Annotated in this window: 13 protein-coding genes; 7 read left to right on the forward strand and 6 right to left on the reverse strand. The window is 57.0% G+C overall.

Annotated features, from left to right (window positions below; all coding sequences use genetic code 11):
* Positions 1-6: 6 nt before the first annotated feature.
* From EC919_RS01225 to EC919_RS01240, 4 genes are all read right to left on the reverse strand, one after another.
* Entirely contained in the window at positions 7-321 is a 315-nt protein-coding gene (locus EC919_RS01225; protein WP_133770434.1) for a DUF6966 domain-containing protein, read from the reverse strand.
* Positions 322-417: 96 nt separating this feature from the next.
* Positions 418-1,455 (reverse strand): hypothetical protein, encoded by a 1,038-nt coding sequence (locus tag EC919_RS01230; RefSeq protein ID WP_133770436.1) that lies wholly within the window; start codon positions 1,453-1,455, stop codon positions 418-420.
* Positions 1,452-3,371, reverse strand: a complete 1,920-nt coding sequence (locus tag EC919_RS01235; RefSeq protein WP_133770438.1) for a hypothetical protein — start codon at positions 3,369-3,371, stop codon at positions 1,452-1,454. Before EC919_RS01235 ends, EC919_RS01230 begins: the two co-directional genes overlap by 4 nt.
* Positions 3,371-4,264: an SH3 domain-containing protein gene (locus EC919_RS01240; protein WP_133770440.1), complete on the reverse strand. Its 894-nt coding sequence runs from the start codon at positions 4,262-4,264 to the stop codon at positions 3,371-3,373. The genes EC919_RS01235 and EC919_RS01240 overlap by 1 nt, the downstream gene beginning before the upstream one ends.
* Before the next feature lie 286 nt (positions 4,265-4,550).
* Here EC919_RS01240 and EC919_RS01245 point away from each other — a divergent pair, with 286 nt between their 5' ends.
* From EC919_RS01245 to EC919_RS01275, 7 genes are all read left to right on the forward strand, one after another.
* Positions 4,551-4,826, forward strand: a complete 276-nt coding sequence (locus EC919_RS01245) for a metal/formaldehyde-sensitive transcriptional repressor (protein WP_133770442.1) — start codon at positions 4,551-4,553, stop codon at positions 4,824-4,826.
* Between the two features lie 20 nt (positions 4,827-4,846).
* The gene (gene dmeF, locus EC919_RS01250; RefSeq protein ID WP_133770444.1) at positions 4,847-5,788 is read left to right on the forward strand and encodes a CDF family Co(II)/Ni(II) efflux transporter DmeF; all 942 of its coding nucleotides are present in this window, start codon (positions 4,847-4,849) and stop codon (positions 5,786-5,788) included.
* Between the two features lie 35 nt (positions 5,789-5,823).
* Positions 5,824-6,180, forward strand: a complete 357-nt coding sequence (locus EC919_RS01255) for a hypothetical protein (RefSeq protein ID WP_133770446.1) — start codon at positions 5,824-5,826, stop codon at positions 6,178-6,180.
* A gap of 2 nt (positions 6,181-6,182) precedes the next feature.
* Entirely contained in the window at positions 6,183-6,353 is a 171-nt protein-coding gene (locus EC919_RS01260) for a DUF1289 domain-containing protein (protein WP_122625103.1), read from the forward strand.
* Between the two features lie 310 nt (positions 6,354-6,663).
* Positions 6,664-7,515 (forward strand): phosphate/phosphite/phosphonate ABC transporter substrate-binding protein, encoded by an 852-nt coding sequence (locus EC919_RS01265; RefSeq protein WP_133770448.1) that lies wholly within the window; start codon positions 6,664-6,666, stop codon positions 7,513-7,515.
* A 31-nt stretch (positions 7,516-7,546) separates the two neighbouring features.
* On the forward strand, positions 7,547-10,465 hold the full coding sequence (locus EC919_RS01270; protein WP_133770450.1) for a putative bifunctional diguanylate cyclase/phosphodiesterase: 2,919 nt from the start codon (positions 7,547-7,549) through the stop codon (positions 10,463-10,465).
* Positions 10,466-10,664: 199 nt separating this feature from the next.
* On the forward strand, positions 10,665-10,904 hold the full coding sequence (locus EC919_RS01275; RefSeq protein ID WP_065988840.1) for a hypothetical protein: 240 nt from the start codon (positions 10,665-10,667) through the stop codon (positions 10,902-10,904).
* Between the two features lie 21 nt (positions 10,905-10,925).
* Here EC919_RS01275 and EC919_RS01280 read toward each other — a convergent pair whose 3' ends face one another.
* Both EC919_RS01280 and EC919_RS01285 read right to left on the reverse strand, forming a co-directional pair.
* Positions 10,926-12,080, reverse strand: coding sequence for an ATP-binding protein (locus EC919_RS01280; protein WP_133770453.1), 1,155 nt, complete (start codon positions 12,078-12,080; stop codon positions 10,926-10,928).
* A gap of 213 nt (positions 12,081-12,293) precedes the next feature.
* A complete protein-coding gene (locus EC919_RS01285) occupies positions 12,294-13,127 on the reverse strand; it encodes a phosphodiesterase (RefSeq protein WP_133770454.1) in 834 nt (277 codons plus the stop codon).
* Positions 13,128-13,133 lie beyond the last annotated feature (6 nt).

The following is a 13,133-nucleotide window of genomic DNA, read 5'->3' on the forward strand; positions in this document are numbered from 1 at the left end:
CAGATTCTACAAAGAGCGTTTTATTTCAATGGCGAGCTGGGCAGCTCTGTTGCGTAATGCTTCGAGTTTATCGTTCATCTCCACATGGCTTGGTGCCCAGGAATAACCAGCCCCATTAACGTTCTGTCCAAGCATCAGATCGTTGAACGAACCCATGCCTCCATAGGCCGACCGCAGGTAGGTAAGCCCGGAATAATCGGAGTCGATTAGCATGGCTCGTACCTTTCGCATCCATCGGCTCCAGTGCATATCTCCATCGCTTTCAAGCAGCTCGATGAGCTGATCGAGTACCTCGATCAGCTCTTCTGTTTTCTGTTCCATTTACCCCGTCACCCCAGTTTTTAACGAGTTTTCGGAAAGCTTGCGGAGTACGCCCCGTCATCCTGACCAAATAAAACATCGTCAGTCCTGCCGAACCTACAGCGAGCTCACCTCCGGATTCAGCCGCCCCAGCACCTGCCTGCTATTGCCACCGCCGAACAGACTCATCAGGTCCATGACCCTGACCGGGTCTTTGGGGTCGACGCTCAGTTGAATGCCGTCGTTTTTGCCTTTGAACAGTTTAACCATCAGCTCACAACCATCACTGAGCATCGGGGCTCTTTCCCGCATCCCGCTTTCACAGCTTTTCTGCCAGTTATCCAGGCTTTTCTCGAACCAGGCCTGGCGCTGCTTGTCGGCGCTGCCGGCAGTCGGGTCCAACGGCGTGGCGTAGCGTTGTTCGAGCAATGCGCTACGTTTGACCACTCCCTTGTCTTTGAAGCTGACGTTCAATTCGCTTAATTCGGCTCGGGCGAATGCGGCCTGCACGCCTTGTGCCGCACCGCCAAGCAGCCCGTAGACGGCCATCTCGCCGCCGCGCTGCAAGTCACTGATCGTACGGTGAAGGTCCTTGACGTTGTCCATGCGATAGCTGGCGCTGAAGGTGAACAGGTCTGGCATGTCCAGAAAGGTCTCACCCGTGGCGCGGGTAGCGCCGTCATCCAGGTCCAGAAACAGCGTGAGGTCGAACGGTTTGAGCTCGTTACGGCCGCTGCTTAACAACGGGCCAAAATTATTCATGCCCCTTGAGCCACCGCCCATCCCTATCAAGCCAGCCATTCCGCCCAAGTCCTGCAGACTTTGCAGCGAGCTGCTGGAAGCCTGTATGCCGCTGGCTTCGATGCGCACACGACTTCGGCTGTCGTTGTTGATCAGGTCGGTCACGATGACTTTATCGGCACGCAGACCGCTCGCCTTGCCCTCGCCAAACTCGACACCCTTGATCACGACCTTGCCGCCAAAGGGCGAGGAGCTGACCGAGCCCCAACTGACGGTCCCATTGAGATGGTTGTCATACACGAAGTCATCGAGGCGCTTCTGGGCCTGTTTGCCGGCATAGGCACACAAGCCAAAGTAGCCCGCAGCAAGTATCGCCACAGCTGCAGCAGGGACAAGCAGTTTTTTCTGGATCATTGCACATCCCCCTGAATGTTCTGGTCAGGCCAGGCCTGTTTGAATACCTGGCGCGCCGCGTCGGGCGTCCAGCTGTCGTCGCCCAACTGCATGCGCATGATTTTCAGCGGATCACGCAAATCGGTGCAGCCATCTTCGGTGCAGGCCTGGAGGTAACTGACCGCGACCAGGGTCAGCGGCAGGTCCTCGCTGTCTCGCTTGACCGGGTCCACCGTGACCTCGCCTTTGGCCAGGAACCAGCCCTTCTCAGGCTTCAGATTGGGGCCAACAATGTCCAGTTGCGACTCATAGGGGTAATCGGTTTCCCAGCGTCCATTCGTCTTGCCGACGATGTGCACGATCTGGCTGTAAGCGGCTTTGCCGCCGGCCACCAGCCGCGCATACCCTCCTCCGGAAGTGGGCGCATAGCTGACGTCGGTCAGCAGTCGAGACTGAATGTATTTAGCGTTGCTGCTTTCGGTTTTCAGCTGGGCAAACTGCTGAAGCTGGGTCTGGGCCTGGTAGCCGGCCTGCTCAAGTTTTCTCTGCTCTTCGTACTGGCGCTGACGGTCCGCAGCGCGTTTTTGCTCAGCGACCTGCGCTTCATGCATAAACAGATAGTTGTTGGCGTTTTGCGGGTTGAACTGCCAGCTTTTGGTGCCCCAGTTCCGGCTGATGTTGGTTTCATAAAGCCAGCTGTCACGGTCATTCTTCACAAGGCCCTGCGGTACATCTCGAACGGCGATGAAGTTGACGTTCGGGGTTTTCGGCTGGACCTGGTCCAGAGCGCCCAAGGCGGTGAATACAGTGGTTTTGATGGTTTCAAGCTGGCGGAAAAGCTCCTGGTTTTCGGTCACGGCCACCAGCGCCGGGCTGCGTGTATCCCAATAGCCACTCCAGCTGTAAGACGCTCGCAGCAGGTAATGTATGCCACTGGCCGGGTCACTGGTGAGCAGCATCAGGGCGTTTTTCTGGTTATCAAAGCCTACGATAGGCAGCTGCGGCGCTTGTTTGTTGAACGGGATGCCTAAATGAAAACTTCCTTCGTATTCCTTCAGCTTCACCCCGTCTGCCCGTAGCACCACCACTGCCCCCTCACCTGCAGCGTAGCCATCGGAACCGCAGGTGACACCGGTGGATTTTGCACTCACGAAGCGGGTGTCACCGTCTGGCTTGTAGGTGGTACGAAACAGGCAACCGTTTTGGTCTTTGAGTTCCAGAAAGAAGGTGGCGGCCTTGATCGCGTCGGCCTCGGCGGGCGGCGTCCAGCCGGATACCGCAAAAGCGGGCGACGCGGGAGTGATCGTTTTGGGCGCAGGGGACGGCGGAACCGGCGTCGACTCAGACGGTTGTTGAACTGCAGAAGCAGGTGCCTGAGCGGATGGCGGGCCTGGATCTGCAGCCACAACGGGTGCAGGAGCAGGTGGTGGCACTGGATCTGCAGCCGCAACCGGTGCGGGAGCAGGCGGCGGGACTGGGGCCGCAGCTGCAACGGGTGCAGGTACGGACGCCACAGACGCCGGGTGTGGCTCGGAGACAGGCGCAGCGGCAACCTCGGCTGCCGGCACGGCCGGCATGTCAGCCACGACGACATGGCTGGACCATTCTTCCGCCTTGGCAGCCACCCCAATGGCAACGATCTGGCCTTGAGCGTTGTAGCTTTTCCAGTTCACCGTGGCAGCACTCGGGCACTGGCTGGCGAGCAGGCCGCCGAGTTTGGGCAGCAGGCGCGCGACGGCATCGTTGTCCGGCTTGCCGGCGAAGGCAAAACGCAGCGCCAGCGGATTCGTGCACCACGGCTGATTGTCGGCGTGGTCCACGAAGACTTCGACGTTCTCGCCCTTGGAAAAGGCCAGCCGGTAGGCAGCAGCATGGGCATTCGGGCACACGGCAAGCGCCAATAGGGTCAGGGGCAATAGTTTGCTTACGCTTATCATCAAATCAGTTCCCAGGCGCCGTCACCCGCCTGGCAGGCCTTGACGGTTTGCTTCTCAGCCTGACTGTCCTTGGCTTTCACGTCGTAGGTAATCGTGCGGCAGGTGGTTTGTGCGGTCAGTTTGTCTTCCACCGGTTTGGCATCGATAGCGTCAAGGTCCACGCCTTGTTTGGCGGCGCTGGCCGTGTCGAGGTTATCCAGGTCAGTGGCGCTGTCGGCGGAAGCTTGTGCGGCAGTACTGCTGGCAACCGCAGAGGGTTTGGGCGCGACGGCTTCCACCAGTGGGGCGTATACGTAGCCTACGGTGACGCCACGGCGGCCGACCATGATCCAGTCATTGTGGGTGCGGCCCAAGGCGGTGAACGTCGAACTCGGCGGTAACCCACCCACTTTTTCGGCACTGCTGTCCGGCGCGCTGCGCAGGTTGGCCGACTTGACGGTGCGGTAGGGTTTATTGATCAGGGTCATATCAGTGACCGGCTGAATCTTCGGCAGGCGCTTGACCGCCACCTGCCGCGACTGGGTTTCGGTACTCACCGGGGTGATCTGCGCACTGCTGCCGCTGTGGTTGGACTGCCAACTGGTGGCCTGGCCGTCCTGGTTTCGATTGAGGACTTGCTGGGTTTGTGCGGCGAGGGCCAGACGATCACTTTCATCCATCTTCGCGCCGATGGTTTTGCCCAACAAGGCGCCGGCCAGGCCGCCGATCAACATCGCTGCAGTCCGCCCGCCGCCGCCGCCGATGCGGCTGCCGATCAGAACGCCAGCGGCGCCGCCGATGACGGTGCCAATGTTTTCCTTGTTAGCCCAGTCGGGACCCGACGTGGCGCAACCTGATGAAAAACCAATGCTCAACACGAGCAACGCAGCAGTGGCCTTTTTTGCCAAACCCATCGCACAGTCCTCTGGAGTGAAGGAGAGATATGCAGGGATGAGTGAGCACGGTGAAATCGTGGATCGGCCTTCATCCCTGAAGAAGTGCGCGGATTACACACAAATTCCAAAAGAGTCACAACCGTTTTTATGGCTGAACGGCGGTTCGGGGGAAGAACAGCAAGCTGCAACTGGAGCAAGAGCGTTTACCACCGCATCAGCCAGCCATTGCTCCGTTTCCAAACACCCTTGCATAGGTATAGGGGGTACCCCTATGCTGCATTCCGTCTAGCCAGGGGTATATCCGATGGGCCATATCGCAGCAAACAAAAACGATCTTCTCAAGCGCGTCAAACGCATTACCGGACAACTCCAGGCCGTCGAACGGGCATTGGAGTCGGATCTGGACTGCGCCAAGACGCTGCACCTTGTCGCCGCCACCCGCGGGGCCATCAACGGCTTGATGGAGGAAATCATTGAAGACCACGCCCGCGCCCACGTTGCGGACCCGGGTCTCAGCGAGACTGAGCGCAATAAAGGTGTCGAGGAGCTGCTTGAAGCCATTCGGCGCTATTCCAAATGAATACCTCCAGGCACTTACTGATGAAAAGCACGAACGTTAGCTACGGACACGACCACGTGTTTCTGGGCTCAGCCCACGATGAGAATGCCAAACGTACGCTTTGGGTAGTGGCGTTAACCGTCGTGATGATGGTCGGTGAAATCACCGCCGGGTATATCACGGGCTCGATGGCGTTGCTGGCCGATGGTTTTCACATGGCCACCCATGCCGGTGCATTGGGCATCGCGGCGGCCGCCTATGGATACGCCAAGCGCAACGCGTCCAGCCAGCGTTACAGCTTCGGCACCGGAAAGGTCGGAGATCTGGGCGGGTTCGCGTCGGCGCTGATTCTCGGCATGGTTTCCCTGGGAATCGGCGTTGAATCCGTCATGCGCCTCTTGCAGCCAACGGACGTTCAGTTCGGCACCGCTACCCTCATCGCGATTGCCGGGTTGATCGTCAATATCGTCAGCGCCCTGCTGCTGGGCCACGGGCACAGCCATGGACACGATCATGACCATGACCACCATCAGGAGGATCATGGCCATGGCCATGCCCATCATGGCACCGACAACAATTTGAGATCGGCCTATGTCCACGTCATCGCAGATGCGCTGACGTCGGTGCTGGCCATCGCTGCACTGCTCGCCGGTCGCTACCTGGGCTGGGTGTGGCTGGACCCGGCCATGGGCATCGTCGGCGCCATCGTTATCGCGCGGTGGGCATGGACCTTGATGGGCGTCACCGCAGGCGTATTGCTCGATCAGACTGACGCACACGTTGCCGAGGAGATCCGCCAGTTGGTTGAAGAACCGGGGGACGCCACGATCACCGACCTGCACGTCTGGCGAGTCGGCCCCCAAGCCCATGCGGCCATTGTCAGCGTCCTTGGCGCCGCCACGGCGAACGCCGACACTATTCGTGAACGTCTTCAGCCGGTCCATGAAGTCAGGCACCTGACGGTCGAATTTCGACCGTCCTGATTGAGCGCCTCTGCCCTAGTCCAAAGGAAATTGCGATGCCACCCGGCAAACGTGAACTGGCGCGAATCGAACGCCGGTTAATCGCCACGCTGACCGAAGCGTGCGAGACAGCAAAAAGCGAAATCAAAGGCTTCACCTGGCTGACCCATATGGCTGACCTGGACGCGCTGGCTGAAACCCTGAAGGTGATCTGGGTGTTCGAAACACTGGCGGACAGACAGCTTGCCGAGGTTGAAGCGAAGGCGCGCATTTTTGAGCTGACGGCCACCGCGTTTAAGGAGGCCTGCATTGATCTGAAGCTCTCGGATCGCAATGTCCGCTTTGACTCTGAGGAAGAATGCCTGCGCGCTCAGGGTGGCAACTGGCAAAACCGATTGGTTAAGGGTGACTGACGATGGCCAAAGAAATCGAAAACCCATGCATCGCTGTGTGCCAGCTCAGGGGTGATCTGTGTGTGAGTTGTGGCCGGACCAAGGACGACATCAGAAAGTGGAAACGCATGAAGCGGCCTGAAAAAATGGCGGCGGTGCAAAGGGCGAGCGTGCGTTTGAAGGCGTTGAAGTAAGCGATGAATTCGGGATTAGGTGTAGCCTGCCGCCGACGCTCGCCTCCTACCGCTGCCGTCACCCCGCCAACGGGGCAAACACCGCCCCGCGAAACAGGTTTAAGCCAGCGCCGAACCGTCAGCAACCGCCCCAAGCACGAATACCCCCAAACGAGGTACGGGGCGTATCAGGATCCAAATGCAGTTAACTAATTATTTAAGAACCTGCGCTTAAGATCCCCCCTCCTCGGCCGATTGTATTGGATTGCTGAGTTTAATTTAACTCACATCATCTTTGAGTCCGACGCTGGCATCAGTCTGGAGTGAACACGTGACGTTACGCCTAACCTGCAAAGCTATTATTATTGCGCTGTCTTTTGGGCTGTCAAATGTGGCGGTCTCTGAAGACCTTAAGGTCTACAACTTTTCGCCGGTCAATCAATACAACCTTAATCTTTCAGCCAGTTTCTGGAACCCGATCATACGGTATGTGTCCGAAAAAAGCGGGGTGAACCTTACGCTTAAATTAGGCCGTACCTCCTCTGATACAACCAGTTATGTGCTCGCACAGGAAGTTGATTTTGCTTTTACCAACCATCTGTTTAGCCCAGAGCGCGACAAGATGGGCTGGAAGGTATTTGGTCGCCGTGACGCCCCTGCCCTTGAAGGACAAATCGTGGTCCCTGCCGATTCGCCCATCCATAGCCTTTCTGAACTGGAAGGCAAAGAGGTCGTGTACCCGGGACCCGAAGCGTTCATCGCTTATAAAGTCACCAGCTCAGAATTGGTAAAGAAAGGGATACATACGTCTACGGTATTTGCAGGAAACATGGACGGCGCCTTCAGCCAGCTGCTCAGCGGCAAGGCTCAGGCGATGGGGGTCAACTCACAGCTTGTCAGCGGTTACACGGAGAGAGAGGGTAAGTCGTTCCGCGTATTGTGGAATTCGTCCTCGTTCAATGATTTGGCCCTGATGGTTTCCCCTCGTATTTCACAAAAGGAACTGGATGCGGTGGCGAATGCATTTTTCAACATGCAATACGATAAAGACGGCAGCAAGATTCTTCATGAAGCAACCGAATTGGTTCATGCGCCCGCCCCGATTACCTTTATTCCTGCGACGGCGGCGGATTACGCTTCCTATCGTGATTTTTACAGCAGTTTGCCGGCAAACCTTAAGTAAATAATCTGATATTTAGCTGGAGAGGCTATTAATGAGTTTCTTTAAAAGCCTGTTGCCCAAATCGCTGACGTCGCAAATATTGGGGATGCTGTCTATTCTGATAGTGGTCTTCCTTACGACCGGCCTGGGCCTTTTTTATAAAACTCAGCTTCTACAGCATATCGAGGAAATCCAAGACACCGCCAACATGCTGATAGAGGTGGCTGCGCAAGCCGTGGAGGAAAGTGTCGTCATTGGCGATTACGACACCATCAAAAGAACCCTCGAAAAAACCCTGGCTCGCTCGCCATTCAAGTCAGCCATGTTTATTGACCTGTCGGGAGGCGTCATTCGCCTGGAGGGACCCCGCGCGCCGGTTGGCAGAGCCCCCGCGTGGATAGAGTCCGAGGTCGCTGCACGACTGTTCGATGTCAACCGTCCGATAACGATCGGTGGCAAAGACTATGGCGTGATGCGCCTGTCATTCAACGCCGAGAAAATAGCGACCGAGCTGTGTAATCTGGTGGTGCAAGCAACGGTCCTGGCAGTGCTTTTTTTGCTCACAAGCCTGTTGTTGATGGGATGGGTGATCAAGCGTTCGCTTGCCCATCTGGACAAGCTTCACTCCTATGAAGCGGAAATCGCTTCCGGCGCAGTGGCAGCAGAAGCCATGTTGGTCGCGGATGCCCCCGTCGAAATACAGGAAGCAATCAAAGCGGTAAACCGTACTGCCGCCAACATGCGCAATCACTTTGGTCAGCGTATCGAATCGTTGATGAATACCCTGGTGCAGCATAAAAACGCCCTGGATGAGGTTTCAATCGTTTGCGAATGTTCGCCCTCCGGCCGGATCACCTATGTCAACGAACGATTCGTGACTAGTTCACAGCGTTCCCGCGCCGAGCTTTTGGAGTTGACGATTGATCAAGTGTGGGACGGCATGTCTTCAGCCACTCAGCCGTGGCGGTGGGAACCTGAACGTGAGGTGTGGAACGGTGAGGTCAGGCTTACAGGTCGCGCCGGTACCGAGAAATGGCATCAACGCACGATCATTCCTATTCTCGATGACAAGGGCGGCGTTGAAAAATATATCTGCATCGACATCGATATCACGGATCGAAAAGAGTTTGAGGTGGCGATTCTGGATAACGCCCGAAGGCAACACCTGATCGCCCTGTTTGGCCAGCAGGCATTGACAGAGGAAAACGTCGGCGCCCTGGGTGAACTGGCCGCATTGACGGCGGCGCAAGGGTTGAACATGAGCAAGGCCGCTTTATTAGTCGTTGATCGAGTGAGTCACGGCGTCATCCTCAACGCCGAGACTGGCTTGACCTACTTTGATCGCCGGAATCGCTACACGAATGAATGCTTGAGCGGTACGGGTGCTTCTGTTGCGCTTGATATTATTTCCGATACGCCGGAGGCGACGTGCAAATTGCTTTCGGTTGACACCGTAGAAGCTGAACGCATTAGCAGTCACGTAGAGGTTGATATACCTTGCGGGGATGCCTTTAGGGGTGTGCTCGGGGTTTACGCCACCACAGAGCACCCCTTTACACGTGAAGATGTTAGCTACCTCCAGACGTTGGCAAATCTGTTGGCTGCCGCGCTTGAACGGGATGACGCGAAGAAACGACTCACCTATCTGGCCGAAAATGATTCGCTTACACATCTGCCTAATCGCTGGTTTCTCAATAATTACCTGCACGCTGCAATCAGCCGCACTGCATCGGCGCCATCTGCAATAAGCGTCATGTTCATCGATCTGGACAGATTCAAAACCGTCAACGACACCATGGGGCATTCCGTAGGGGATGAATTGCTCATCCAGGCGAGCCGACGCCTGGAAGAATACCTCGATGACGACAGTCTGGTTGCACGGCTGGGGGGCGATGAATTTTCGATTGTGGTCACCCATCCTGTTTATTCGGCGAGCTTCATCAAATCGCTTGCGACCGACATTGTCGACGCGTTGGCGAAACCCTTTAACCTTCGTGGCCAGGACATATTTGTTTCAGCGAGCGTTGGCATTGCTAATTACCCCTTTGACGGGGACAACGCTGGCGTCATCCTCAAGCATGCTGACACCGCCATGTACCATGCAAAAAAGAGCGGTCGTAATAACTTCAAGTTTTACACTGCCCAGATGAATGAAAGTGCCGTCAAGCGCTTGCAAACTGAAACGCTATTGCGGGGTGCGCTTGACCGCGACGAGTTCATTCTGCATTTTCAGCCCAAGATCAGCCTCTCAGATGGCAGTATCAGTGGTTTGGAGGCTTTATTGAGGTGGAGTCATCCAGAACACGGCCTTGTTTCTCCCGCCGATTTTATTCCCATGCTCGAAGACACAGGTCTGATCATTCCTGTGGGTGAATGGGTGATCCGGAAAGTCTGTGAAACCCTAAAGAGGTGGGAAGATAACAATCTGGCAGTGGTACCGATCGCCATCAACCTTTCAGCCAGGCAGCTTCAGGTAAAGGGCCTGGCCAAAATCGTCAAGCAGATCCTGGAAGAATACGGTATCAACCCTGCACTTTTAGAGTTGGAACTCACTGAATCCGTGCTGATGATTGAACCCGAGTCGGCGGTTGAAATACTGCGAGAGATAAAGTCATACGGCATCGGTCTTTCCGTCGATGACTTCGGAACGGGTTATTCCAGCCTGGCCTACTTGAAGCGATTCCCTATCGACACACTCAAAATCGACAGGATGTTCATTAAAGATATAACAAGCAATCATGAAGACGCGGCGATCACCCGAGCGGTCATCGTGCTGGCGCACGAACTGGATTTGAACGTCATTGCGGAAGGCGTTGAAACATTCGAGCAGCTGGAGCTGCTGATTAAATATGGCTGCGATCAAATTCAGGGTTATCTTTTCAGTAAACCCGTCACGGGTGATGAGTGTGCTGCCATGATTAAATCGTCACGCACGTTGGCCATTAGCTTTCCTGAACCTGATTTTGCCTGAATCAGTATCCACAGCAGTTGCACGATCAGCCAGGACGGGCAGCGGCGCTTGAACCTGAGGTGAATGCTTCCCCGGGCCTCCCCCCTCAGAACCCGCAGCCTCTGGCGAACGCCATCAGGGTCGCGACACAGGCCGGTTATTGGCACACTGTGCAGCATTCGCCTGAACACACATTGCCTAACCTCTATCTGGACGTCACATGACACCCAACGCCGAACTCTATAACCCTTCCACCGAATACGCTGACAAGCTGATTTCGCGGATTGGCCAAACACCTTCGTGGATCGCCAAGCGTATCGGTGTCACTGACAAACGCATCCGCTACATCCTGGACGGCGAAAGAACCGTCAAGGGCGAAACAACGCCCATTCAGATGACCTACACCGAGCAGTTCGCCCTTGAGTGCCTTGTCCAGGAGGCCATAGCCCTCAAGAGGTAACCATTGCGGGCTGCCGCGAGGCTACAAGCCTTCCAGCAGCCCGTCGGCGCGAAGCAGATCAACGATCACGTGCTCATCCACCGCGTATACACCCCGTGAAGCCTTCCAGACCAGGTTCTTTTCCTGCAACGCAATGAGCGCTTGTTGCACGCCCGGCACCTCAACCTTGATGTCGCTTTCCGGGATGCCTGCCAGCTTCATCGCTGTGGCGTACAACGCCATGGTGGGCGCCTCAAACGGGGCGTAGCTGTCGCCCATGCTGCCCATCACGCGAATCACGGCAGACTGGATCGGAGTGAGGCTGTGGATCACCTTCTTGAGGTTCGCATTCAATTCATCCGCCTGCGCCCGAACCAGCTCGGCAAACCGCTCACGTACGTTTTCAGGGTCAATGAAAAAGTCGAAGCGAATGGCATCAGCGGCTGCGCCGAGCAATTCGGGTCGATAGCCACTTTCTTTGAACAGCTGGAACACTTCTGCCGGATCGAGCGGGGATGGCAGATCGATGTTGGCGCACAGCCAGTCGATGTAGTTTTGATCCAGCGTCGGGAACGGCACCATTGATGCCCCGAAGAACGCCTGATCCTTGCTGTTGCGCAGCATGGCCAGCTTGTCCCTGTTCGAGCCGGTGCAGACGATGCGCAGGCCATGGTGCCGGGAGCTGTTGAGTTCGTCCCTCGCCGCTTTGAGCGCGAACAGCGCTGCCACGCCCGCCTCGGTTGTAATCGCGTGCTGCGCTTCATCGATCATCAGAACGATGAGCTTCTGCGATTCGTCGGAGAGCGCCACCAGCGCCGTGGTGAGGTCGATGTCTTTGCCGAGGCCGATTTTATCCAGACTGAAATTCAAGCCGCCAACGGCGACCTTTTCTATCCCGGAAGCCTTGGCCAGCCGTGCGATGAAGTCGTCGTTACGACCGACTGCTTCGCGGATCGCTTCCACGATGACAAGGCCGGGGTCTTTGGTCAGGTCTTGCCAGAGGTCGGCATACAGCACGATCGCCCCCGCCTTCTCCAGCGCAGGGCGCAGGTCTTCACGGGCGAAGGTGGATTTGCCGGTACGCCGTGGCGCCGCCAGGAAGACGCCGGAGCTGGCGGAACTGCCCACGGATATCTGCATGATCAGTTTGGAGAGTCGGGTGGCCAACTCAGGACGGTGATAGAAGATTCCAGGCATCTGTAGATCTCTGCGCAGCTCTATAGGTAAATATAGAGCGACTATAGACCCATTATAGATAGGCGGGGAATACCCGTTTATAGGGAATTATAGAACGACTATAGACCCATTATGGAAATGAGGTTTCGGCCTCGCGGCATCCACTGGCGCCCACAGAGCACTGGGGCGCCGCCAGGCCATGGTGCTTGGGCAACCCTCAGGGATGGGCCATGCTTAATCGATCAACCCCTGCGCGTCATAAAACGGGTACGGCCCCGGGTAATCACCGAACACGCCGTTGTGGGTCACCAGCCCCTGCTCCGCTTCCCAGCGATGCAGCAGGTAGCCCGCCGGCTCAAGGTTGAAATGCGCCGGGGCGTCGTCGCGCAGGTCCAGCACGATCTGGTGCGAAGTGCCCGGGCAGGTGCAACTGATGCTGCCGGCGAAGCGCCGCTGCATGGGCCGATGCAGATGGCCGCACAGAACACGTTCAACTTGCGGGTGACGGGCGATCACCTCCTCCAGCGCCGCGCCGTTGACGAACGCTTCGCGGTCCATGTGGCCAATGCCGGTGACAAACGGCGGGTGGTGCATGATCAGCAGGGTTGGCACCTCGGGACGCCGACCCAGCACGTCATCCAGCCAGGCCATCTGACTGTCGAGCACTTGCCCGCCGTGGGCGCCGGGGATCGTCGAGTCCAGACCGATCAGGCGCACCGGGTGCTCCTCGACGACCCAATCCAGGGGTGACTTGGGACACAGCGGCAGGTAAACGTGATCGGCAAATTCGGCCAGCAGGTGATCGCGGACGTCGTGATTACCGGGCACAAGGTAATAAGGCATGCTCAGACGCGCCAGCTCGGGATGCAGGACGGCGTATTCGTCCGGCCGACCGAAATCCACCAGGTCGCCACTGATCACCACGATGTCCGGGCGCGGCATGCTGGCATTCAGATGGTCGACCGCGCGACGCAAGGCGCCGAGGGTGTCGACCACGCCGTAGGTCAGCTTGTTGCCGGCTTTGAGGTGCAGATCGCTGATCTGCGCGATGAGAAACGGAAGACTCAAAATTGA

Origin of the sequence: Pseudomonas graminis, assembly GCF_004364335.1 — a bacterium.
Taxonomy (GTDB): domain Bacteria; phylum Pseudomonadota; class Gammaproteobacteria; order Pseudomonadales; family Pseudomonadaceae; genus Aquipseudomonas; species Aquipseudomonas graminis_D.